The organism is Aporhodopirellula rubra (assembly GCF_014192335.1).
Taxonomy (GTDB): Bacteria; Planctomycetota; Planctomycetia; order Pirellulales; family Pirellulaceae; genus Rhodopirellula; species Rhodopirellula rubra.
In genome coordinates this window covers 1-23,116 of record NZ_JACHXU010000008.1, presented here as the reverse complement: position 1 = coordinate 23,116, position 23,116 = coordinate 1, and the positions used below count along the sequence as shown (strand labels likewise).

The window sequence follows — 23,116 nt, the reverse complement described above, 5'->3', positions numbered from 1 at the left end:
AAAAGACCCCAATCCGCTTGGGCGTCCGCAGGTGCCCGACACTTCATTGGACGCTTTGGCGACGCAATGTTTCAAGCGATTGAAACTGCTGTGGTAACTGACCGTCGCGGCGGTCGACCATCTGTTCCAGAATGCGTTGATCGGTTTCATTGGCCGTAAACCGAATCTCGCCCGATCCAAAGAGCATGTGCACTCCTGCCGGATGATGGCTGCCGATGGATCCGACCGTTGACGGCGGCGGTGATGCAAACGGATCTCCCGACGCAACGATCCCGCCACCGACATTGCGGAGCGTCGCGCGCGTTCCGCTGAGCCAGCCCAGGTCATCGAATGGCGTTTGTTTTTCGGACACAAACGCGGTGTTCGATAACCCGTCGGTGATGTCGTCACGACTGATCGGAAGGTTCAAAACAAACACCCCGTGATCGTTTTCATCGATCGACTTTTCGGTCGGATGATGGAGCCCCACAAAACTGCTCGCGTTGTTCGGATCGAGGCCCGCCGAAGGGCATTGGACGCCGGAGTAGCTGAGTTCCATCACCGCAGCGTTCGCTTCGTCGTAAACGCTTACGGACCGATCGATGCGTGCCGCGATGACAGGTTGATCTAGAAGATCGAGTAAACGGCCGAGCCAAGTGTGATGATCGCCCTCCGCGACGCTTGAGACCGGCCCGGTTTCCGCTACCGTGCCGACCGGATAGTGCAGCCATCGATCGTGGTAGCTCTGCATCGCCATTCCGATCGGAATCAAGCGAGATTGACACGCCGCACGGCGGGACGATTCTCGCATCGTTTGCACCGCCGGCGCCGCGAGACCTACCAACACACCGATGATGGCGATAACGACCAAAAGCTCAACGAGCGTGAAAGCGAGACGATGAGAACTCATGAGACTGTAAAGTGGTAGAGGTGACGGTCGAATGAAAATGCAAACGAGATGAACGTGTTCTACGAAATGTCCGACGCAACGAAGTCATCGCCCACGAAGTGAATGCTCCGCATGGATGAGATGCGACGCTAGGTGTTCTCCGCAGGTCGGCGAATCGTGAGTCCCGGTTGGCTGTTGTGAAAAAGTGTGGCTTGGTACATCTGAGTTTCATCGGGCTGCGAGAGCGTTTCAACGATGATCCAACGACCCGTTTCTCCCGCCGACGGGGAACCATCGACGGGGAGGCGAATTTTGGATTCATTTACCACGCCCGATCGAGCGACCGCTTCGATCGCAGTTTCTAAAGTTGCTATCCAACCGTGCTGCACTTCGGTGCGCCGTTCATGCGATGCACGACTCGTGACGGAAGCGGCAAACGTGCCCACGAGCAACGCCAAAATCAATACGAGAACCAATGAAACCGATCCCCACCGGGTTGATTGTTTGCATCTCAATTTTGGAGGGAGTGCAATGCGACTCATGGTTCGATCCTGGTTGCCGTGATGATCCTGATGGGGAGGTTCGGGCGATCTGATTCCGTGATCGTCCATTGCACCAAATTACCGTCGCCCAGCGACTCAATCTGCATCACAGCGTCGCGTCCGATCGTGTACTCATCGCGTGCCGCGCTCGATTCGTCCGCGTTCAAGATCACGCGGCTCACGTTCGTTTTCGAATCGACGCGGTAGATGATCGATTGTTCGGATGATGCACGTGATAATGTCAAGATTGATTCATCAATGCTCACGTCGTTTGCCGCGTGGATATCGCGGCGAATGTCATCCGCGAAACGGCGAAGTTCCTGGCGAATTACAAAGCTTTGTTTGGAATTCTTGTCACTTTTTTGCACGATCGACATCAGTCCGATCGTGCCGCCTAAAAGTGAACTCACCAGCGAAAGCACCAACAGTACCTCGATGAGCGTGTATCCCGCGGGAATTCTTTTTGTATCACAATTTCTTGCTCGAATCATGGCGTTTCCTCGAACCGCCAAAGATGGTGAGTCAACGGACCACTTTCCGATTCGATCGAAATCAGCAGGTGGCGACCTTTTGCGGAACCCGACTCGAATGGCTCGATTTCCGCTCGAGCGTCTGATTCTTCATTAAGGCGCGAGACGGCATCGGGGATGTCCGAATAAGGGACCACTGACAATTGTTCGGCAATGTTTTCAATCATGAATTGGTCACTCAATCGATCCGTCGAGACGCGATCAAAGTCGAGCCGTGATTGATGCAGTTTGAGCGTCAATCCAGCCGCGACCGCCAAGAACGCCAGTGCAATCAACGTTTCCAGGAGCATGAAGCCCCGATTACAGCGGGGACGGTGAGGAGTGGTTCCGGGTGTCATAAGCCTGGTTCGTGATTCCTAAGCCATCATGCGAATAAAGGAATACAAAAAGTGGAACATATACATCGCGTGAGCCAATATAAAAACACCCACCAACACCGTTGCTAATGGCACCAACCATGCCATGCGGACTTTCCATAATAGCGTTTGCCGGCGTTGAAGGTTGCTGACTAAGAGCTGAATCGATTCAGCGAAATTTCCGTTCTGTTCCGCACTGGTCAACCAAACCTGTTCACGAGCGGTGATCAGTTTCGCGTTCCGCATTGCCGCAGGCAGTGGCACGCCGTTTTCAACCGAGCGGTGAGCGGCATCGCATCGCAGACGGATCCACCGCACTCGCGCGGTTTGACGAGCGAGTTCAAAAATCTGGCTCGCAGGTTGTTCAGCACGGATGCCACGTTCCAACGATCGCAGGACGTCGCACCGCCATCGTGTGATTGCCTGGTTACCGAACCAGGGGACCCATCTCACCATCCATAGCGGTAGCCAACGAATCACGATCGAAAACACAAGCCAAACCGCGATGAAAGCGATCAAGAAATTGCCAATGAGCGCAACAGAATTGAGAGCGTTGGTTGCAAACTCAGATTCGAACGCAAACATCTCAAACATTTCTTCGAACAAATGCGAAAGATAAGTTCGAATGGTGGTGCCAAACAACCACGCCAAAAATGCCGTCACCACGACATAGACAAATTGTTGCGGTACGAGCGAGGCCGACTTTGATGAATCCTCGTCTTGCGACATCTCCTCAATCGAATCATGCGTCAGAGATAGGCGTGTGGCATCGGCGTTTGTCGCAACCTCGGTTTGTGGTAGGAGAAACGCACCGAGCGTGTCGGCGTCGAGCGGCAATCGCGAACGCCGGGCGGCGTCCACAATCGATTCGCCTCGATTCAAACGCATCGCAAACACTCTCGTTTGATTGGCGATGCGGCTACGGAATCCGACCGACAAATTCTCGCTGAGGGTGATGATCGAGGTGCCCGATTCAGCTCCCAATCGCATCCAACGATTCAGCGAGTCTGCCTCTTCGCGATAACGGAGTCGCGCAGCCGTTACGATGGACACGGCGAACATCACGAATAGCAGGATTGTGATGGGATGGGGGGCTGCAACAGCGAGCGAGATCAAGGCGGATGTCCATAGCAACCACTCGATCACTTCGAAGGAAAAAATCGCAATACGTCGTGATCGTGTACCCGGGTCCAGTAGCAAGTTCAGGCGAATCGATCGAAACGTGCCGGCCAGTAACGCGAGCACAAATGTGGCAGACAGAAGGGGTAGGATCTGTTCCATGGTTAGGAAAGCCCCGACATAACAACAGACATGAACATCGACGCGGACAACATTGCAAACGCCGCCAGGAATACCGAAACCAACAGCGCAGAAACCGAGAGAACCTGCGTCGCCCGCATGAGGCGTGAGCGTGCCAAACTGTGGCATTCCGCCGTCGCCTGGTGCCAGACACGGACCGATTCCTCCATTGATCGCGGGTTCTCAATCATCACGCTGACCGCAGACAGCGGTTGATCTCGCATCGGGGACGACCGTAGGACATTGCTCAGCGATTGTCCTGATCGGATTCTCTGAGCCGCCACTGCAGACCACTGTCGCAACGCGGCATCGCTGACTTCCTCCGCTGCGGTCTCTAAGGCGTCGCCATACGTTCGCGATCGAGCGACGGACTGATAGATTGACTGACAAAAACTTCCCATCGAAACCATTCGCATGGTTGAACCGATCCAGGGCATTCGGTTCATGGCGGCGCCAAGTTGTGCGGGTAGTTTGTCATGGATCAATAGCATGGTCAGGACATAGGCAATTGTCGCGAGCAATGCCAGCACGGCATAGCTCCAAACGAATTGCGTCATCCAATTGACGTTGAGTTCCGTCTCTTTCCATCCGACGTAATAAACGGCGCCACGTCCCGCTTCGATCACAGCATTGATTAAGTACGATCCCACTGCCAAAGCCGCTAACAGGTAGAGGAAACTGACGGTGACCGTTTTCGTGAGCCGATGACGTGTTTCGTTGCGGATATTTCTCCAAAGCTCCGCTTCCGCGGCTTGAGCAATGTTGGCGTCAGGCACGACGTTTGTTGAGTTCATCGTGCCACCTCGCCGACAATATCGAAGAGTGGCAAAAGGATGGTTCGCAGCATGATCACCATCATAGCAATCATCAGGATAGCACTGACCCAACGTGGTACCACGTCGATCCACCAGTTTTGGCGACGACGCGACGTTTGCCCGTACAGGTCACTCAGACGAATCATATCGAGAGCGACCGATTGGCCGTCTCGTTGTCCTGAAACTAAATCGACCACGCACTGCCCGACCGGTTCCGGTGCGGTGTCAGGCATTGCCAATGCGGCGGAAGTTTGTGACCCGCGACGGATATTATTAATAGCGGGTGACCACGACTCAGCGAACCTCGGGCCGACCACCTCGGCGGCCATCTCGATCACGTGCCCGGCATCGGCGTGGTTCGCGTTTGACGAGTGGGGAAGTCCAACACGCATCGCCACCCAGCGACAGAACGTGGCGTAGTCTTGCATTGTGTTACTGAGGCGGAGCGATCGTGTTAGATTCCAATACAGTATTGCCGCGAACAAACCAACAACGACAATCGTTGCGGTAGCGGCGAGTAGAAAGTTCCGCGCGAACGTGTGCCAAATTTCCGTGACGGTCGGGGAGAACGCGGTCTTGATCAATTCGGCTTCGGAAAGAGACACCATGATCCATGGCAGAACGAAGAACGTGACCACCGCCGCAACGATCACGTTCAACATCGGATTGATCACCGACAGTCGGACTTGTTGTCGAGTTTCGTTTGCCCCACGGATCAAACGCACGGTTTCGTAGATCGGCTGGGTCGATCCGGTTTCAGCCATCATTTCCATCGCGACACGAATGGGGGCAGCATACTTTTCCGACAACGAGGCCATCGCCGTGGCAGCAGGTTCCCCGTTTTCGATCCGGGTTCGAACGAGTTTTGCCGCACGTCCAATCTTTCCCATCGTCCGGTCGTTGTAATCGGCTAATCCGTTGACCAGAGAGCGGCCCGCCCCGGCCATCGCGGATACTTCTTCGAGCAGCATCGCGAGCGAGTCGTTGTCCAGCTTTGGTGTCGAATCGGAGGCTTTGTTCATGACGCTCGCCCCAGCACACGAAACACTTCGGCGGCGTCGGTTTGGCCTTCGTCAACCAAACGATTGGCTTGATCTCGCAACGATTCGCTACCGGCTTGAGTGGCGGCCGAGTCGATTTCGTGGGCCGGACAATGGTTGATCAATGCATCGAAAACCGATTGTCCGACTGAGGACCCATCGAACGTAACCATTTGTGCGATCGGGACGCGTCCGTGGTAGCCGGTCCCATGGCAGCGATCACACATGGAATCATTATCGTTCTTCGCAACGCCACCGCAAAGGCTGCACGACCGTCTTAACAAACGTTGGCAAAGGACACCTCGAAGACCACTTTGAATTGCGAACGTCGGGAGTTCCATCTGCACCAAACGGCGAAGCGTTGTCCCGACGGAGCCCGCATGGATCGATGAAAAACAAAGATGCCCTGTCATGGACGCGACCAAGACAGCTTCGGCGGTTTCAACGTCCCGGATTTCACTGACCAACAACACTTCGGCGTCTTGCCGGACGGCGGCCCGCATTGCCGAAGCCAGGGTCAGGCCGCTGTTTTCTCGCAATTGGCTTTGGCTGATCGAATCGATCACTGACTCGATCGGGTCTTCGATCGTCAGCACGCTACGGCGAAACTCACTCGCGGCGATGTGCGATAAACAGGCATAGAGTGTTGTTGTTTTGCCGCTGCCTGCGGGGCCGGCGACCAATAACCACCCGTCTCGCGTGTCGCAAACCGACCGCAGTTGCGACAGTGTTTTGGAATCGAAACCGAGTTGATCGAGGTCACGAATGGACTCACGGTCGTCCATGATCCGGATCGCGGCCCGATTGCCATGTACCGTTGGGAAAATTCCCACTCGCATCTCACGTTCTTCGCCATCATCGACCTGCCAGCGCAAAGGACCTTCCTGCGGGACTCCTGCCCGATACGATGGCAAACCTGCCAAAGCCATCAAACGCGCCACCGGGTCACTCGCTTCGCTCCTCTCGAACGAATCGACCGGTTGCAAGACACCGTCAATGCGGAACGAAACTTCCCAACTCCGCGAGCGTGGTTGAATGTGCACATCGCTGGCACCACGCTGAATCGCCGCCGCTAAACAGTCCCGAACCATCTCGGTAGCAAAGCTCGGATCCGAGGGTGATGGACGCGTTGAGGAAAGGGAAACGGGCATGACTCTTTCTGAAAAGTTTGCATCAGGAACCCGCAGCACGTTCGGGATCGCTAAACTGATGTTTTCAAAAAAACGGGGACATCATGAAACGATATCGACATCGTAACGGATTCACGCTGCTGGAGTTGCTCGTCGTTGTGGGCGTTATCGGAATTCTCGTTGGGCTGTTATTGCCTGCGGTTCAAGCGGCACGTGAGGCGGCGCGGCGCATGAGTTGCAGCAATAATTTTAGGCAAATCGCCTTGGGTGTGGCTCAATATCATGATGCGTTCGGTCACCTGCCTCCTCACGGAACGGGCACGTTCAGCAACGTCAACGATCCCACCAACACCAACCAGTTTCGGTTGAGTTTCTTGGTTTCAATCACTCCCTTTATGGGCACCAGCCCGACTTGGTCGGCGATCAGCGATGAGCTCGTTGGTTTGCCGCCGGAAGATGACGTGAACCAGGAAGAGGACTATGACGGGATGATGGGCATGATGAGTATGGGGGAATACGAAGAACCGAGTCACGTCTATCCCGCCATGGGACCGGTCCCCTCGATGAGTTCCTACGAGCCTTGGGCCAATGAGATTCCTTCGTATCGTTGTCCATCCGATCCAGGTATCGGATTGCCCGCGTTGGGACGAACCAACTATACCGCTTGCCTCGGCGATGCAATCGAAGGTTTGGACGATGGTCTGTGGCGGTACGAAGCCGGTCAGTGGTCACCCAGTGGTGAAGCACAAGTGAGAGCGACCGGTCGTGGCATGTTCGTGCCGCGAATGGTGACCACGTTCGACGATGTTACCGATGGGTTGTCGACGACGATCATGCTCGGCGAAATTGCCACGGATCTGGGCGACAATGATATTCGAACCGTTCCCTCGATTAACAATGGTTGGGCGGGTGGCGTGTTGGATGACGTTAGAATTTGTCGGAGCCACATCGACGGCACGCGCCCTCAATTTTGGGATAGCGGTTCATCTATTCAATTGCCGACGAACAATGCCCAGGGTCGGGGCCATCGATGGGCTGACGCGAATCCTTTGATGACGAGTTTCAACACGGTCCTCACCCCAAATCGTGAACTCTGTTTTGGCGGTGACGAAACGACGATCGGAACACTGACGATGAGCAGTCGACACCAGGGCGGAGGTCACGTCGCGATGGGTGACGGTTCGATCAAGTTCATTACGGACTCGATCGAATGTGGCGATAGCGATGGCACGGTGACTCAAAACGGTCAAGCCGAACTCGCGCCGGGCAGTCCCAGCGTTTTCGGATTGTGGGGCGCCTTAGGAACCCGTGATCAAGCCGAAATCGTTGGCGAAGAATTCTAAAACGGTCACTCCGTTTGGTGCCGCCTTATGATTCTTTGGCGAGCTTGATCAACATCTCCGCACCGCGGCGAAGCGTTTCGTCGCTGGCGGCAAAGCTGATTCGGAAATGCGAATCGCGTCGGCTGAAAATGTTGCCCGGAATGATGAGCAATCCTTGCGAAATCGCACGTTCAACGAACGCGGCCCCACCTTCATTTCCCGGTGCTTTGGGGAATAGGTAAAACGCTCCGCCGGGCGAAGTCAACTCATAGTGTGGCGACAATTGCTCGACGAGATAATCACGTTTGGCGCGGTATTCGTCGACGTTCGCTTGCATGGAAACTTCCATCGCACGCAGTGCACCCCACTGTGCCGGTTGAGGCGAGCACACGAAGGAATACTGTTGGATCTTCAGCATCGTCGAGATCACTTCGCGAGGCCCGTGCACGTAGCCGACACGCCACCCGGTCATCGCGTGCGATTTGCTGAACCCATCGATCACGATCGCGTCGGGGTTGTCCGAGGCGGGTGAATAGAAATCGCCGTCGTAGAAAAAGCGGCTGTAAATTTCATCCGAAAGGAGTGCCACGTTGTGCTTGGCCGCGATTTCGGCGACCGCTTTCAAATCGGCTTCCGTCGCCGTCACGCCGGTCGGGTTGGCGGGGCTGTTGACCAAGATCATTTTGGTCTTGGGTGTAATGGCGGCTTCGATTTTTTCGGGATCGAGACGGAAATCAGGATAGGAATCGACCATCACGGGGACGCCACCGCACAACCGAACCAGTGCCGGATACATGACGAAGTACGGGTCGAGGAAGATCACTTCGTCGCCCGGGTTGATCATCGACAGCATCGAAAGCACGAGACCGCCGCTCGTGCCGCTGCTGACGAAAACGTCCCGATCCTGGCCTGGGAACTTTTCGTTCACCTCCGCGAGAATCGCTTCCCGTAGCGGGGCGATTCCCTGAGTCGGGGAGTAGGCGTTGCGGCCCGACCGGATCGCCTCGATCGTGGCCTCTTTGATTTCGTCAGGGACGTCAAAATCGGGTTGGCCGATCGACAGGTTGATGGGATCCTTCAATTTCGCGGCGAGATCAAAGACGCGGCGGATCCCGCTGCTGTCAAAGGAGGCCGTTCGGTCGGCGATCCATGGGTGCATGATGACGTCGATGTATAGTGGGTGAAACGGATTGGAAAGCCCTAGTATCGACGTTGTTGTCCCTTTGAACAGTGATCTGATTTGAAAATCGTCTATCTCACCGCCGGTGCCGCCGGAATGTACTGCGGCAGTTGCATGCACGACAATTCACTCGCTAAGGCGATGCGGATGCTCGGTGACGACGTCCTGTTGCAACCCGTCTACACGCCGATCCGCACCGATGAGGTCGATATCGCGTCGGATCAAGTCTTCCTCGGCGGGATCCAGGTCTACCTCCTGCAGCAAATCCCCCTGATGCGATGGGTGCCCCGTTTCATGCGGTCATGGATGGATCGACCGGGCATCATCTCCGCGGCGACACGCCGAGCCGTCGGAACGGATCCGGCAAAACTCGGCGATCTGACCCTGTCCATGTTGCGTGGATCTCACGGACGCCAGGCGAGCGAGATCGAACGGTTGGTTCAGTGGCTTGAGACAGAAATTCGTCCCGACGCGATTATCTTCAGCAACCTACTCATCGGTGGCATGGTCCCGGTGATCGCCGAGCGGCTGCCGCAAACCAAGATCGTTGTCGTGTTGCAAGGAGACGATTTGTTTCTCGATCAGCTACCCGGCGAGGTCCGTTCAGAGGCAATCTCGCTCTGCAAAAATTTGGCAGCGGAGGTCGATACCTTTGTCACGTACAGTCGTTTCTATCGTGACAAAATGAGTGAGCTGTTTGAAATTCCCGAATCAAAATTCGACATTCATCCGCTTTCGATTGATTTAAAACCGTTTCGCGAAAGTACTCCCACGACCGAGTCGGCCGGCGCGACGGGAGTCGAGTTCCCTCACGCCAAATCGCCGGACGAGTTTCGCGTCGGTTTCTTCGCACGCATTGCTCCCGAGAAAGGGCTGCACGTACTCGCCGAAGCGTTTGAACGATTGTCGCGGGATTCCGCGAACTCCCACATCACGTTGCACGCGGCGGGATGGTTGGGCGAACATCATCGGTCTTACCTGGATAAGATCCTGTCTAAGATCAGCAACGCGGGTTTGGCAGATCGCTTTCATTATCACGGCAGTCCCTCGCTCGCCGAAAAGGTGTCACTGATGCAATCGTTTGATTTGCTCAGCGTGCCGTCGCCGTACGAGGATCCCAAGGGGCTGTTCTTACTCGAGGCGATGGCCTCCGGTGTCCCGGTCTTGCAACCCGCTCATGGAGCGTTTGTGGAACTGATCGAAGCGACGCAAGGAGGCGAGTGTTTTCCGCCCGAAGACATTGATGCCCTGTCTCACCAAATCGTCGCACTGAGCCAGGACCGAGAGCGGTTGATGAAGTTCACATCGGTTTCTAATCGTCTGCTCGATCAAAACCACAGCATCGAGGCGGCGGCGATTCGAATGCGGGCGACTTGTGGCAGGTGAGACTCGCTGTTGGCCGATCTTCAACCTTTACCGAGTGAGAATCGGATGGTGAAAATTCTGAAAACAGAACCGATGACGTAACACAGTGGTAACATTCGGTTCCTACTCTAGGCGTTGTGGGTCTCGGCGGTGGTCACCGTCGGCAGGCCAATGACCTGAACAGTACGGCCCACAACGTGTTCGAGAGTAGAAAGGAACCTGAAATGCGATTTTGTAATTTAACGCTTTTGCGAACCGGGGTGGCCCTGATGTTGGTCGCCGTTTGCACGCTTCTGTTGCCCCCAAACGCGACCGCTCAGAGTCCGTCGGAACTGTTAGAAAAAGGGATCTACGCTGAGGAAACGGTCGGCGATTTGGCCGAAGCGATTCGGGTTTATCAACAGGTCGTCACGGCGGCGAATGAATCACGAACCGCGGCTGCCCAAGCACAATACCGGATCGGTTTGTGTTACGAAAAACAAGGGAAATCAGCCGAGGCCGCCAAGGCATTTCAGGTGGTCGTTGATGAGTATCCAACGGAAACGGACCTCGTCGCTCAGGCCAAAGCTCACCTGCCGAGCGAACCCGAACTGCTTCCCGTGCCGTGGGGCGATGGTGACGAATTAGTCTTTGAGATGAAACTCCAAACCGGTCTCGGCGTTGGGATGCAGGTCTACCGCGTCGCAAAATCGAAGATGGATGGCCGTGACGTTTGGGAATGTCAGAATTGGCAAATTGTGACGATTAATGGACAGCGAGGCAAAAGCCGCGTCGTCGCCGATGCCGAAACCTTCGCTCCGATCGAAAGCACGTGGATGCACACGATGCTCGGCAAAGCGTCGGCAAAATATCAAGACAATCAGGTCACCGTGCAATTGGCGAACAAGGATGAACCAGTGGTTCTGAAATCAAGCGAACCTATGTTCGATAACGAACAAGCCGCGGAAGTCTTTCGCCGGTTACCGTTGAAAGAGAACTATGAAACGACGTTGCACGTCATCTCGTCACTCGGTGCGACGGAGGTACCGATTGCTCTGAGCGTTCCCAAAATGGAAACGATTGAGGTTCCAGTCGGAAAGTTTGAGTGTTTCGTTGTTAAACTTGAGATCGGACAAACGTTCTGGATCTCCAACGACGAACATCGCTACATCGTCCGGTTCCAAGCCGGTGGTGTGACCGCTGATTTGACCGAAGTGCGGAACCTTCAGGAGGCGACTCGCACGTCGGTAGAGCGAAAACGGTTTACCGCGGAATTGCCTCCAAACTGGTTTGCCTACACACCGGAAGATCTCGGTGACGATAACAAGTCGACGCAGATTATCGACCCGAATGCGACCATGGACGCGAGGATTGAGGCTGGGCCGCTGAACGAGATTCGCTCGAAGCACAAAACCGTTCGCGAGTGGTTGGAGACGTCGTTGGGAGAATACCGAAAACGTATCTCGTCGTTTGAGCTCAGCGACGAAGGGATTCAAACCATTCAGGTAGGCGACCGAGAAGGTGTCGTCGCGGTTTTTGAATACTTCGAAAACAACAAACCCAAGAAGGCTCGTCGGGTCGCAGTCTTCGGGGATGATTCAGCGGTGAATGTGCGTTTTACTGCTGACAAAGACATCTTCGATGCACTGCAGCCGTCGTGCGACGAAATTCTCGCCAGTCTCGATGTGAAATAAGGGCACACGAGAATGCGTGATGATCGTCTGGCGTGGCCAATCCTGCTGCTCTTGCTAATCGTACTAGTGCCCTCGGTGGGCATGATGTGGATGATGCGCGAAGCGATCCGGAACGAACGTCTGGCAGCGGATCAACGATTGCAAGAGGCTTACGATATCCAATTGCAATCGGCCAGCCAGATGATCCGTGATCGGTGGACCGACCAGATCGAACGTGAAGCAGAAACGCTGGACGTCGAGCAACCTGGAGTCGATTTTGAAAGATTGGTTTCAAAGGGTGCCGTCGACAGCGTTCTGATTTGTGACGAGCAAAGAAATCTGATCTATCCGGACGTGCAGGGTTTGAATCAGATTGCGGCGACGGAATCAGATCCTCGTTGGCGACAGGCTCAACGCCTCGAGTTTGCGGAACAACAATACGATTCCGCGCGAGACGTTTATGCTGATCTATCTCGTGACGAGGACACTCTAGCGTCACGTTGCCGAGCACAGCAGGCTCAGGTTCGGTGTTCTCTTAAGGCCAACGAAACCGCCGCCGCATTGAACCTGCTTGAAAAACTCGCCCGACAAAGCGAAACCCTCGACGAACAGGGACGCTCGTTCGCGGCCGCTGCCGAATTGCAGATGCTCGAAGTGCTCGAACCCGACACCGATCAATGGAACGATGTTTCTCGACAACTGCAGTCACGACTAAATGATTATCGCAATCCGATGTCATCTTCTCAGCGACAATTTTTGATGAACCGGCTGAAGGACTTGGACCCTGAAGACGCTCGCTTGCCGACGCACGGTGCCGAGTTGCTCGCCTCCGAGGCGGCCGCTGTCTATGACAGTCAGTTTGCGACTCCCGGGTTGAAGTTGACTTCATTGCCGGGGGTTTGGGGGCGAGTGTCGTCGGACGGCCGACTCATCGAACTGTACAAAACCAAAACCTTGAAGCAACGATTGCTCGAGTTAGCCGACAACGTGCCATTGTCTAAGAACGTTAAATTTGTGATGTCGCTACCGCAAGAAGTGTCGACGGGCATGATGGACGTCTCGCTCGGAGCCGATTTGGGTGGATTGCGATTGGGGCTGGCGAGGTTGCCGCAAAACGGGGCCGACGACAGCTCTCAACAACGTCGTGCCGTGCACGTTTGGATCGCATTGCTCGTGTTTGCGGTCACGTGCGTTTTGGCGTGGTTGCTCTCAATGGTTCTTCAACGCAAGCTGCGTTTGGCGAGGCTCAAGAACGACCTCGTGGCGACCGTTTCGCATGAACTCAAAACGCCTCTTTCTTCGATTCGGCTCTTGGTGGACACGTTGCTCGAGTCTGATCAAGACGTTTCCACCGCGGAATCGCAAACGCGAAATCGTGAATATCTTGAGTTGATCAGCCACGAGAACGCGAGACTCACTCGGTTGATCGACAATTTCTTAACGTTTTCGCGAATCGATCAGCGGCGACAGAAATTTGATTTTCAGATCATTGATTTCCGTGACGTCGTCGAACAGGCTGTTGCTGTCTTTCGTGAACACTGGAGCGACGTCGATTCTTGTTTGAAGATCCACCACGCACCGTCCGCGTTCATTTCGGGCGACAAGGATGCGTTGGTAACGGTAGTGGTCAACCTGTTGGAGAACGCGTGGAAATACAGCGATGAGAACCGGCAAATTTCCCTCGCGACAAGCACTGACGGAGCTCATGTTATGCTCGCCGTGCAAGACAACGGCATTGGGATGAATGCTCGTATGACGAGCCGAGTCTTCGAACGTTTTTTTCAGGTCGATCAACGTGTCGCACGGTCCCGAGGCGGGTGTGGGCTGGGGCTGAGCATTGTTCACGCGATCGTCGATTCACACGGCGGTAGCATTCGTGTTGAGAGTGAACCCGACGTCGGCAGTACGTTCACGGTCCGGTTGCCGGTGGCGAACAAGTCTGAGGAACATAGAAATTTAGTTGGGGACGAGGGGATGGTTAGATGACGCAAACGCTTCGGATTTTAATTGTCGAAGACGATCCCGCGTTGATTCGTGGTCTCAGTGATAACTTTCGTGCGGCCGGATTCGATGTGACGACGGCGACCGACGGCCAACTCGGATTGACGCATGCACTGACGCAACCACCGGACCTTATGTTGCTCGACATCATGCTTCCCAAAATCAACGGTTACGACCTGTGTCGTCGTGTACGGCATGCCAAACATGATTTTCCGATTGTGATGCTGACCGCGAAAGGCCAAGAGGAAGAGATTGTGCGTGGGTTGGAACTCGGGGCCGATGACTACGTCACTAAACCCTTCGGGATTCGCGAGTTGCTCGCCCGAGTCAAGCGACTCCTTCGCCGCGAGATGAGCGATAGCAAAGAGCTCGTTGTGCTCGGTGAAATGGTTCTCGATCGCGACGCACGCAAACTAACTCATGATGGGGAGGAGATTCCGTTGACGCAGAAAGAATATCGCCTGCTCGATTACTTCGTCACGAACCCTCATCGAGCATTGACCCGCAGCAGCATCCTCGATGCGGTGTGGGGCCGTTCGATCATCGTTAGCCACCGCAGCGTCGATCGATGTATCACCACTCTGCGAAGCAAACTCGAAGCCCAACCCTCTCAACCTAAATTCATCCACACCATCCGCGACATCGGTTATCGGTTTGAATTACCTGCGGGTTGACCTATCAATTATTTCGCGCGACGCGGCTTCGTTCTGCTTATTCGGGTCAACCGAAGGTTTTTCGCGTTGCCAACGCAGACTGCACCCCGTCAAACGGCAGGTCGCGTGGTGCGTGACACGGAATCGATCAGAGTTTGCAGCCAATCACCGCCAAAAATCGCGGCTTCATGGAGGGCCCGATTCAGACTCGGTTGCACATCGGTAGCTGGTGTCTGGTGAATACGCATGATAGATCGCGGCAACTCGACCGCCACTGAATCGACATTCGTTCCTACGACGAGTTGACGCAAGGCTTGATCAACGATGGCATCACTGACGTCGCTATCCGGAGTTTCGCGAACCGTCGTCTCTGTAAACGCCGCATCCAATGTCGTCGCAGCGAACACCGCCTCACCGGACGGTGAATCAGGCTCACTTAAAATTTGATCTTGGTTGTTGAGGTAATTGATGACCCGTAGTGCATCCAACGCCGTAACGCGGTCATCACCCGTGACATCAAAGAACAGCCAAGGATCGGTTCCCGCAGGCGTCGCATCTGGTTGCAATACACTGTCGGTCGAATACTGTTCGTTGTTGAGTTCGTTGATTATCCGCAGCGCGTCGACCGCCGTCACCAGAGAATCATTGTTTACGTCGTTAAACGAAATCGGATTTTGCCAATGATGAGGCAAGTCGAAATGAATCATCTGACCGCCAACCTGGTTGATGCCTCGGCGAACGAAGCGGCCGTCGACGACACCAGACGTCGTCATGATCCATGCGTTTTCGCTATTGCTTTCACAATGAACCGTATCGTTCTCACCACCGACGACGAGAACCGTGTGATTGGTTGGCGATAGACGTTCGATAGCATCGCCGTCAAGGTAAACAGCCATAGGCGTTTCCTCGTTCGTGTCATCCAAATCAATCGTTTGAAAATTCCACAACTCAATGGAATTTGCGTTCACGATCCTCTCGCCTGCGAACCTGCGTTGCACGACTTGCTCGCTTGAAACTTCACTGGTCATCACGATCGCCGCTCCGCTTCCAGCTAGCGTCAATCGGTTTTGACCGTCCCCGCCATCGGCAACTAATCCGTCAGGTGGCACGATGGGGCCTGCAGAAAATTCAACAACAATGTTCTCATCAAGGGCCGATCCGACCAGCGTCATTTTCCCGACGCTCGTTTGTGACGCCCGGAACAATTCGCCAGTTTGCCCTCGAACAACCAGATCACCGTTCTCCGACAATAGTGATGATGTGGAGTCTTGCAGATCGATCCAGATCGGCGGAGAGTCTACGCTGCTCAGTACCGAGACGAGGTAATCTTCGACCTCCCCGTCGTTCGCCTCACCCGTTGGCGAGAGACCACCCACGCTGCTCAGTCGAAAACGGGCGGCGGCCGTTGCAGACGAATGACCTGCCGGTACGCGATAACTCACACCATTCATCCCAGCAGAAAGCGGCAATGCGTCTACGATGTTTTCGTCGATATCCTCCCAATCGCCATCGGCATTGAAGTCGATCCATGCGTCCAATCGGCCTGTTTCCGAGGCGTACACGGTAAAGCTCGAATAGGCATCTGAACCGGTCAACGACAAAATACTCGCGACCTGCACCACGCCATCTTCATCAGCTCCATCACCGTCTGCCATTAGAGAGGGTTGCCCGTCCGCTTCGGTATCGATACTAAGTCCGAGAATCAATGAAGAGGAGCGATGTCGGGCGCCGTTATCGACCAATTCAACGGGGTACGGACTCGGTGCATCGCCGAAGTCCCAAAGCTCTAATTCGATCGCTGCGACGTTGTTGTCCTCTGACAATTCGTATATTTCATCTTCGCCAGTTTGGTCGTTGATCGGATCGGCAATCAAAACGAGATGACTGATGGAGTTGGTGAATTCGCCAACCGGTCGATCGGGCACTTCGAACTCATGTGAAACGTTTGCGACGTCCATGCCGGTACTCCACTGCGCGACCGGGGCGAGGCCTGCAATGATGTCGCTGCGGTTTGGTCCTGTGGCCCAATACAAACCGACGTTCGTGCTCGTGACCAGAGCTTGCGACTTGCCAGGCAATGGGTCGGTGACAGCAAACGAAACGTCAAGAACACCGTCTCTCGCCCAGTGCAACCCATCCGTAGCATCGATATCACCAACCAACGTCAGTGAGGTTGTCGACCAAGTTCCACTGAGGCTTTCGCTCGACGAGAGTCCGACGGGGCAAGGTGGCATCACACCAGAGGGAAGCGTGACGGTTGCCATCCAGTCTCCCGACGCGGCTCCATTGGGATCGACGCTGGTCGGCATCGAATCGAGTGATCCACCAAATGACCCGGTAAACGTTGCACCATTCCCGCTGCCCGTCATCGTTCCTGTGATCGATTCATTGCCAACGGTACCGGAAAGGGAAAAGCCGCTCAGCGTTGCCGAGCAAGAGGCGGGGTCTCCCTGTGCATCGACACCAGTAATTTGGACCAAACCCGTGCCGTCACCACTGAGCGGCCCGGAGCCGCTGGTGGTGTCAAATTCGACTGTTCCCGACGCATTCCCACTACCTTCGAATGAAGGAATTCCCGAATCTGGTGACCCGTCGATTTCGATCGCAATATGCCAGAGCGCGGCCGCGAGTACCCGGCGCTGTTCCAGGGATTCCATTCGAAGTTGTCGATGGCAAAGGTGCGGCGATCGTCGCCGTTCCGATGATGGTTGAGTTCGTGAACGCCTTCTTACGCAGAAATTTCTGGCCACATCCCGAGATGAAGTAGACATTTGACTTGCTCCGAAGCGATCACGTAGCGTCGTTCGCTCACCAGTCCTTTCGCATTTTGCGAATGACGTTGTTGACCTGATAGATAGCGTCCAGCGCGAGCAGCCGTCACGAACACAACCACATTCACGCACCGAGTCGAGGCCGCAAAAACAGTGCCGTCTGTTGTTGGTTGTGTTTTAACCAAGAGGGAGTGCAAATTCGCACGAATCGTGCGTATCTACCCCGCAAGCCATTGCAATCAGTGACACCCGATGGGGCTGGGAAAAACAGGAGCCCCATGCTCGTAGTATCAAAAATGCATATCCGTGATCATCTCGTATGTGGATTCAAAGCGTGGGTGTCTATCGTTTCAATATCTGTGAATGTAGAAGCACTGGTGCTAGCTCTCGCAATAGATGCATTTAAGCGCGAGTCAGGGCTGCTCAATCGGAGAACGCTCAACCGGAGAACGCTAGTTCGCGTGGATGTCGATGCGTGACTGTTGGTACTTTTTGCGATATTTCGTAGGTGTCATTCCGGTGTGACGTTTGAATTGCCGGGTCAAATAGCTTTGATCCGAAACGCCACACGCTAGTGCGATTGACGAAATGCTTTTGTCTGTCTCGACCAGCATCCGTCGGGCGGATTCCATGCGAGTGTGCAGAATGAACTGCTGCGGTGTCATTTCAACGTGCTGTTTGAAACGGCGATCAAACTGACTAATAGACAATCCAGTGATCTCGGCTAGCTCGGTGACTTTGATCGGAGTGTCGAAGTAACGAATGACGTATCGGATCGCTTCGTCGAGTTCATGATAAGGCGAAAGCAATGCCGACACTTTATGAAGATCACGCATCGCACCGGCAACTCCGATGATCTGATTCTGGTCGCCGTACAAAGGCACTTTGCTGGATAAATACCAACCCAGTGAACCGCGATGGTCTGCAACTAATTCCGAGCGGTTAAGGACAGGTTGGCCGGTTGTCATGATCCGACGATCTTCGTCGCGGTATTGGTCGGCGAGGTCCGGGGGGCAGAGGTCGAAATCTGTCAAGCCGATCATCTCCTCGATGGACGAGGCGCCGAGCAAGTCGGCAAGCCTCTGATTGGCCATGACAAATTGTCCCACCAGATTTTTTGCGTAGAAATAGGTGTCCGGCAGGCACTCAAAGAATTGATGCAAATAGCTAGGGAAGCTGATTTGAGCGGCGAAGGCTGGATGGAGTATAGGAGGCGGAGGCATGCGCAAATAGTACTAAAAAATGAGCCGATCTTTCAAGACTCGCCGACGATGGGGTGCCTATTGTGGTTGGATCGTTTGCCGTTGAGGCGTGTTTGTTTGGTTTTCCTGCACATTACGCCGTTTCGACGACAGATCCCGCCGCCTCTGGCCAAACCGATTTCCCCTGGTTTTTAAGAGTCATTTCGATGAAGACGAACAAGCTTTCACGGCGTCGTGCCATTCAGGTTGCTGCCAGCAGCATCGCCATCCCCTATTTCGTTCCAAAGACCGTGCTGGGTTCTCCCACACGTGCAGGGGCAAATGATCGAGTTCGCATCGGGTTGATCGGGCTCGGGGCTCGCTGTCGTTCGCTCGCACAGGATAGCCTCGCGATTCCAGATGTTGAGGTCGCGGCCGTTTGTGATTGTTTTGCTCCACGCGTCGATTCGATATTGAACGATCTCGGAAAAGACCAAAGTTGGACGGGCTACACTGACTTTCGAAAGATGATTGAAAATGAAGATCTCGACGGTGTGATGGTCGAGACGACCACCCACGCTCGGGCGTGGGTGGCTTGTCACGCGATGGCGATGGGGATGGATGCTTACATCGAAAAACCCATGGCACTGACCATCGCAGAAGGTCGCCACATGGTGAACATTGCTCGCAAGTTCAACCGGGTTACCCAAATCGGTACCCAGCAACGATCGATTCCATTGAACAATTGGGCCAGCGATCTGGTTCAGGACGGTGCCATTGGCAAGATTAATGTCGTGATGGCGCCTAACTTTGTTGGGCCTGTTGAATGGACACCGAAGCCTGGACAACCACTGCCCGCCGGTGGCGATGAAGGGTGGTGGGACGTATGGACCAACCAAGCAGAAATGCGTCCGTATCACGCAGAGTTGCAATACGGTTGGAATCGATGGGCGTCTTACGACCGCGGTGGACGTTGCTTTGGCGTGACGGGCTGGGGAACACACAGCTATGATCAAATCCAACGTGGACTTGGAACCAGCGAAACGGGGCCTGCCGAAATCGTGTTGGACGAACCCGTCCGCGTGGAAGATTGTGGGAAGTTTGATCCTCGAAAATCAACCGATGACGAGACCGGTGCTCAGTACTACAACATGGCCAAAAATGTGGTCGGCCCTCGCGGCAAAGTCACCATGCGTTACGCAAACGGAACGGAACTGCGATTGCACTTGGATGGTGATTGGGGACCCGGTCTTGGTTGCATTTTCATAGGAGAAAAAGGCAAAATCGAGATTAATCGCGACAAGGTCGCCGCCAATCCGAGACGTCTCGTCACGGGGTCCGATAACCCCGGACACCTGACGGTATCTGAAAATACTCCTCACATCCGCAACTGGATCGATTGCATTAAAACTCGCGAACGATGCAACGCGGATATCGAATATGGGCAGCGAAGTTCATCGTTGTGCTATCTCGTGAATATCGCCAGAGCGGTCGGCCGAGTCGGTGAACCACTGAAATGGGATCCCACTACCGAACGCTTTACGAATTGCGACGAGGGCAACGCGTTGCTTTCACGCACAAGGCGTGCGGGCTACGAATTACCAACCTAATTCGGTTCTATTTGCTGTGACCGATACCCGATTTGCCTCTCCCTATCTGGAATGACCTGATGCCTCGTATTGTGTGTGCTGTTGGCTTGTTAACGGTTTTGACTGTTGCCACCGTTGCCCGTGGGCAAGCCATAGTGGATAACATTGAGACTGGTTTTGTTTCCATGTTCAACGGTGAAGATTTAACCGGATGGTCGGGGCAACCCGGGGCATGGCATGTTGAAGACGGCGCCATCACAGGGGAGAGCACGCCTGAGAAACCATGCGTCGCTTCACACTACTTGTATTGGACGGGTGGAGAGCCCGCCAATTTCATCATGCGTTGCCAGATTAAACTCTCAGGCGGCAACTCCGGGATCCAGTTTCGCAGCGAGAAACGCCCCAACTTTGACACGTTTGGGTATCAAGCCGATTTTGACATGGACAACCAATGGTCGGGCTGCCTGTTTCAACACCTCCGCGGCGCCGTCGTTACGCGGGGGACGATGGCAACCGTACTGCCCGATGGGACGCGTCAAGAAGAACAGTTCGCGTCGATGCAGTCACTCGTTCCATTCATCAAGCCGAATACGTTTAACGACTACGAGATCGAAGCGGTTGGTAGTCGCGTCACACTTAGGCTCAATGGGCAGTTGATGTGTGAGGTCAACGACATGGACTCCGAACGGGCTTGTCGCAAAGGCGTGATCGCCCTGCAGATGCACCAAGGTGATCCGATGAAGGTGCAGTTTAAAAACCTACGAATCAAGTTACTCACCGAAGAATCAGGCCCTGACACGAATGAGTAACGTGTTTTCTTGCGAGCTGCTTTCCCGGCAATGCCGATCAAAAAAAGCTGATCAAGTACTCTGGTTGTGTTCTGCGAATGACTGTCGTCTCATTATCCACGCTAGTGGATGTGCCCGTGTGCCTTTGGCCGATGACTGCAGATAAGGTCTACCTTTGCGGCGGGATGTTGCAACGAACACACACGCGAAATTTGGCTGGGTGCAGTCGGCAAACTGAAACCGGAAATCGCCAATCAGGAATGGTTAACAATAATGGGGCGTTGTTCGTGTGCAAAATTCGTGGCGAATTCGTTTGGAATAACGCAATGGTCTACGCAGCGCGGTAGAGATGTTCTCGGGTTGGGGGCATCCCTGAAAGACCTTTGGCCGCACGTTTGGTGCCGACGACTTGGAAGATCTTGATTGATCCGGCGGCGAACCCCGCAGATCCGCCTGCGAGATAGGCGACCCATAATCGGTATCGTTCTTCGCCGACGAGTTCGATCGCTTTCTCTTTATTTGCCGATAGGTTCTTGCACCAGTACTTCAGCGTCAACGCGTAGTGTTCACGCCATGATTCGACATCGTGCACTTCGAATCCGCTACGTTCCATGAAGTCGGTCGTCATCCCCACGGGCGTCAGTTCGGAACCGGGGAAGATGTACTTGAGGATGAAGGCGCGTTCGGGACGAATCCGTTTGGCGAGTTTCTTGGATGCCTTCGCACGGCTCGCGATGGCGTGATTGAGCATGATGCCTCGGTCGCGAAGCATCGAGTTGATTTTGCCGAAGTAACGCGGATAGTTAGCGACACCAATGTGCTCGGACATCCCGATGCTCGAGATCTTGTCGTACTGTCCTTGGTGGTCGGCGTAGTCACACAACTCGACGGTGACCTGATTCGATAATCCGAGTTCGTCGATTTTGGCTTTGGCGTAATCGATTTGTGTTTGCGAAAGCGAGATGCCGTGAGCTTGCACGCCGTAATGCTTTGCCGCGTGGCAGATCAAACCGCCCCAGCCGCAACCGATGTCCAGCATTTTGTCACCGGGTTCCAGCCGCAGTTTGCGACAGATCATGTCGAGCTTGTCATGCTGAGCTTGGTCGAGCGTGTTGTTCCAATCTTTGAAGTAAGCACAGGTGTAAACCATCTCGGAACCGAGAAAGAGTTCGTAGAACTCGTTGCTGACGTCGTAGTGGAATTGGATATAGTCCTTGTTGTTTCGCCTTGATTCGACGCGACCAACCATGTCGTCCTGGAAGGCGTCTTTCAAATCGCGGTCGTGTGTTTTGGCAAAGATGAATGGGAGCGTTCGACGAGCCACCATCGTCTTGCTAATGGTCTTGAGACGCTTGCGATTGGATCGTTCGGTTTTCAGAGCAGCCGTAAAGTCGATCAGGTCGCCACCCTCAAAGCTGATGTGCCCGGTCGCGTAGAGCCGCACGAGCGTTTCGAGACTCGGGCGGCGGATCAACGAACCGATCACGCCGGGACCCGAAAGGGCGATGGTGTATTTCCCATCCGTTTTGGTGCCGAGCGGTACGAGTTCACCGTTCCAGAGTCGGACGGAGGTATTGAGGTCCAACGGTTCGGCAACAGTTCTCAGGAGTTCCTTGATCGAATCTAACTGAGCGGCCGCTGAAAATGGGTGTCCCATCCTTGGAATCTCCGACGTTTTTGCGTTTTCTACGGGCTTGGCTTGGATCGCTGGCGACAGCGATTCAGAATCGCACAAACGGTCGATTCAATTGGGTGCTTCGCCCTTGGACGGGCGACGGTAGCAAATTGGGATCATGTTCCTTAAGCCCAATTCAGTGAATGCTGGGTGTGGGGTGCATGACCGGGTTTGCAGCTTGAATTGGGGTCGGCTTAGAATCTCCGGTGATTTACAATCTCGAGCGTACAGCAGGGGAAGCTAGGGGCTTTGGGTGACTCTTTAAAGGATATTTGCCATGGAATCGGCACCGAACCAACCGACCGCTGAAGATATTGCTGACCTCGTCGTGAAACGACTTGTCGAAGGTGGCGGGATTC

The 23,116-nt window shown here is 54.5% G+C and carries 19 protein-coding genes; 7 read left to right on the top strand and 12 right to left on the bottom strand.

The window, feature by feature from the left end:
• Nucleotides 1–43: 43 nt before the first annotated feature.
• The 8 genes from FHS27_RS12470 to FHS27_RS12435 all read right to left on the bottom strand — a co-directional run bounded on the left by FHS27_RS12470 (nucleotide 44) and on the right by FHS27_RS12435 (nucleotide 6,601).
• Nucleotides 44–889 (bottom strand): DUF1559 family PulG-like putative transporter, encoded by an 846-nt coding sequence (locus tag FHS27_RS12470; protein WP_184305283.1) that lies wholly within the window; start codon nucleotides 887–889, stop codon nucleotides 44–46.
• Between the two features lie 128 nt (nucleotides 890–1,017).
• Complete coding sequence (locus tag FHS27_RS12465) at nucleotides 1,018–1,410, bottom strand: hypothetical protein (protein WP_246419691.1); 393 nt, start codon at nucleotides 1,408–1,410, stop codon at nucleotides 1,018–1,020.
• Nucleotides 1,407–1,901, bottom strand: coding sequence for a prepilin-type N-terminal cleavage/methylation domain-containing protein (locus tag FHS27_RS12460; protein ID WP_184305282.1), 495 nt, complete (start codon nucleotides 1,899–1,901; stop codon nucleotides 1,407–1,409). The genes FHS27_RS12465 and FHS27_RS12460 overlap by 4 nt, the downstream gene beginning before the upstream one ends.
• On the bottom strand, nucleotides 1,898–2,230 hold the full coding sequence (locus tag FHS27_RS12455; RefSeq protein WP_184305281.1) for an acyltransferase: 333 nt from the start codon (nucleotides 2,228–2,230) through the stop codon (nucleotides 1,898–1,900). Before FHS27_RS12455 ends, FHS27_RS12460 begins: the two co-directional genes overlap by 4 nt.
• A gap of 66 nt (nucleotides 2,231–2,296) precedes the next feature.
• Nucleotides 2,297–3,577: a type II secretion system F family protein gene (locus tag FHS27_RS12450; protein ID WP_246419688.1), complete on the bottom strand. Its 1,281-nt coding sequence runs from the start codon at nucleotides 3,575–3,577 to the stop codon at nucleotides 2,297–2,299.
• A 2-nt stretch (nucleotides 3,578–3,579) separates the two neighbouring features.
• Nucleotides 3,580–4,389: a hypothetical protein gene (locus FHS27_RS12445; protein WP_184305280.1), complete on the bottom strand. Its 810-nt coding sequence runs from the start codon at nucleotides 4,387–4,389 to the stop codon at nucleotides 3,580–3,582.
• Nucleotides 4,386–5,432, bottom strand: coding sequence for a type II secretion system F family protein (locus FHS27_RS12440; RefSeq protein ID WP_184305279.1), 1,047 nt, complete (start codon nucleotides 5,430–5,432; stop codon nucleotides 4,386–4,388). Before FHS27_RS12440 ends, FHS27_RS12445 begins: the two co-directional genes overlap by 4 nt.
• Nucleotides 5,429–6,601, bottom strand: coding sequence for a GspE/PulE family protein (locus FHS27_RS12435; RefSeq protein WP_184305278.1), 1,173 nt, complete (start codon nucleotides 6,599–6,601; stop codon nucleotides 5,429–5,431). Before FHS27_RS12435 ends, FHS27_RS12440 begins: the two co-directional genes overlap by 4 nt.
• An 83-nt stretch (nucleotides 6,602–6,684) precedes the next feature.
• Here FHS27_RS12435 and FHS27_RS12430 point away from each other — a divergent pair, with 83 nt between their 5' ends.
• Nucleotides 6,685–7,923 (top strand): DUF1559 domain-containing protein, encoded by a 1,239-nt coding sequence (locus tag FHS27_RS12430; protein ID WP_184305277.1) that lies wholly within the window; start codon nucleotides 6,685–6,687, stop codon nucleotides 7,921–7,923.
• A 25-nt stretch (nucleotides 7,924–7,948) separates the two neighbouring features.
• Here FHS27_RS12430 and FHS27_RS12425 read toward each other — a convergent pair whose 3' ends face one another.
• On the bottom strand, nucleotides 7,949–9,061 hold the full coding sequence (locus tag FHS27_RS12425; protein WP_184305276.1) for a pyridoxal phosphate-dependent aminotransferase: 1,113 nt from the start codon (nucleotides 9,059–9,061) through the stop codon (nucleotides 7,949–7,951).
• Nucleotides 9,062–9,142: 81 nt separating this feature from the next.
• Between FHS27_RS12425 and FHS27_RS12420 the strand changes: the two genes are divergently transcribed.
• From FHS27_RS12420 to FHS27_RS12405, 4 genes are all read left to right on the top strand, one after another.
• A complete protein-coding gene (locus FHS27_RS12420) occupies nucleotides 9,143–10,468 on the top strand; it encodes a glycosyltransferase family 4 protein (RefSeq protein WP_184305275.1) in 1,326 nt (441 codons plus the stop codon).
• 203 nt (nucleotides 10,469–10,671) lie between these two features.
• Nucleotides 10,672–12,120 carry a DUF3108 domain-containing protein gene (locus FHS27_RS12415; RefSeq protein WP_246419685.1) on the top strand — a complete coding sequence of 483 codons (1,449 nt, stop codon included), beginning with the start codon at nucleotides 10,672–10,674 and terminating at the stop codon, nucleotides 12,118–12,120.
• Nucleotides 12,121–12,132: 12 nt separating this feature from the next.
• Entirely contained in the window at nucleotides 12,133–14,085 is a 1,953-nt protein-coding gene (locus FHS27_RS12410) for a sensor histidine kinase (protein WP_246419682.1), read from the top strand.
• A complete protein-coding gene (locus tag FHS27_RS12405) occupies nucleotides 14,082–14,774 on the top strand; it encodes a response regulator transcription factor (RefSeq protein ID WP_184305274.1) in 693 nt (230 codons plus the stop codon). The genes FHS27_RS12410 and FHS27_RS12405 overlap by 4 nt, the downstream gene beginning before the upstream one ends.
• A gap of 89 nt (nucleotides 14,775–14,863) precedes the next feature.
• Here the strand turns inward: FHS27_RS12405 and FHS27_RS12400 are convergent, their stop codons facing one another.
• Both FHS27_RS12400 and FHS27_RS12395 read right to left on the bottom strand, forming a co-directional pair.
• On the bottom strand, nucleotides 14,864–17,410 hold the full coding sequence (locus FHS27_RS12400; RefSeq protein ID WP_184305273.1) for a GEVED domain-containing protein: 2,547 nt from the start codon (nucleotides 17,408–17,410) through the stop codon (nucleotides 14,864–14,866).
• 566 nt (nucleotides 17,411–17,976) lie between these two features.
• Nucleotides 17,977–18,747 (bottom strand): AraC family transcriptional regulator, encoded by a 771-nt coding sequence (locus tag FHS27_RS12395; protein WP_184305272.1) that lies wholly within the window; start codon nucleotides 18,745–18,747, stop codon nucleotides 17,977–17,979.
• A 185-nt stretch (nucleotides 18,748–18,932) separates the two neighbouring features.
• On the opposite strand from FHS27_RS12395, the gene FHS27_RS12390 reads away from it, so the two are divergent.
• Both FHS27_RS12390 and FHS27_RS12385 read left to right on the top strand, forming a co-directional pair.
• On the top strand, nucleotides 18,933–20,315 hold the full coding sequence (locus tag FHS27_RS12390) for a Gfo/Idh/MocA family protein (protein ID WP_246419679.1): 1,383 nt from the start codon (nucleotides 18,933–18,935) through the stop codon (nucleotides 20,313–20,315).
• Between the two features lie 59 nt (nucleotides 20,316–20,374).
• Nucleotides 20,375–21,103 (top strand): 3-keto-disaccharide hydrolase, encoded by a 729-nt coding sequence (locus FHS27_RS12385; RefSeq protein WP_184305271.1) that lies wholly within the window; start codon nucleotides 20,375–20,377, stop codon nucleotides 21,101–21,103.
• Between the two features lie 310 nt (nucleotides 21,104–21,413).
• Here FHS27_RS12385 and FHS27_RS12380 read toward each other — a convergent pair whose 3' ends face one another.
• A complete protein-coding gene (locus FHS27_RS12380) occupies nucleotides 21,414–22,739 on the bottom strand; it encodes an SAM-dependent methyltransferase (protein WP_184305270.1) in 1,326 nt (441 codons plus the stop codon).
• Nucleotides 22,740–23,116: the final 377 nt, after the last annotated feature.

Bases quoted from the DNA above. Each gene is read 5' to 3' on its own strand.
- FHS27_RS12405 (WP_184305274.1), top strand. From the start codon at position 14,082: ATGACGCAAACGCTTCGGATTTTAATTGTCGAAGACGATCCCGCGTTG.
- FHS27_RS12390 (WP_246419679.1), top strand. From the start codon at position 18,933: ATGAAGACGAACAAGCTTTCACGGCGTCGTGCCATTCAGGTTGCTGCC.
- FHS27_RS12385 (WP_184305271.1), top strand. From the start codon at position 20,375: ATGCCTCGTATTGTGTGTGCTGTTGGCTTGTTAACGGTTTTGACTGTT.
- FHS27_RS12460 (WP_184305282.1), bottom strand. From the start codon at position 1,901: ATGATTCGAGCAAGAAATTGTGATACAAAAAGAATTCCCGCGGGATAC.
- FHS27_RS12425 (WP_184305276.1), bottom strand. From the start codon at position 9,061: ATGCACCCATGGATCGCCGACCGAACGGCCTCCTTTGACAGCAGCGGG.
- FHS27_RS12465 (WP_246419691.1), bottom strand. From the start codon at position 1,410: ATGAGTCGCATTGCACTCCCTCCAAAATTGAGATGCAAACAATCAACC.
- FHS27_RS12395 (WP_184305272.1), bottom strand. From the start codon at position 18,747: ATGCCTCCGCCTCCTATACTCCATCCAGCCTTCGCCGCTCAAATCAGC.
- FHS27_RS12440 (WP_184305279.1), bottom strand. From the start codon at position 5,432: ATGAACAAAGCCTCCGATTCGACACCAAAGCTGGACAACGACTCGCTC.
- FHS27_RS12435 (WP_184305278.1), bottom strand. From the start codon at position 6,601: ATGCCCGTTTCCCTTTCCTCAACGCGTCCATCACCCTCGGATCCGAGC.
- FHS27_RS12450 (WP_246419688.1), bottom strand. From the start codon at position 3,577: ATGGAACAGATCCTACCCCTTCTGTCTGCCACATTTGTGCTCGCGTTA.
- FHS27_RS12400 (WP_184305273.1), bottom strand. From the start codon at position 17,410: ATGGAATCCCTGGAACAGCGCCGGGTACTCGCGGCCGCGCTCTGGCAT.
- FHS27_RS12445 (WP_184305280.1), bottom strand. From the start codon at position 4,389: ATGAACTCAACAAACGTCGTGCCTGACGCCAACATTGCTCAAGCCGCG.
- FHS27_RS12415 (WP_246419685.1), top strand. From the start codon at position 10,672: ATGCGATTTTGTAATTTAACGCTTTTGCGAACCGGGGTGGCCCTGATG.
- FHS27_RS12380 (WP_184305270.1), bottom strand. From the start codon at position 22,739: ATGGGACACCCATTTTCAGCGGCCGCTCAGTTAGATTCGATCAAGGAA.
- FHS27_RS12455 (WP_184305281.1), bottom strand. From the start codon at position 2,230: ATGCTCCTGGAAACGTTGATTGCACTGGCGTTCTTGGCGGTCGCGGCT.
- FHS27_RS12470 (WP_184305283.1), bottom strand. From the start codon at position 889: ATGAGTTCTCATCGTCTCGCTTTCACGCTCGTTGAGCTTTTGGTCGTT.
- FHS27_RS12430 (WP_184305277.1), top strand. From the start codon at position 6,685: ATGAAACGATATCGACATCGTAACGGATTCACGCTGCTGGAGTTGCTC.
- FHS27_RS12410 (WP_246419682.1), top strand. From the start codon at position 12,133: ATGCGTGATGATCGTCTGGCGTGGCCAATCCTGCTGCTCTTGCTAATC.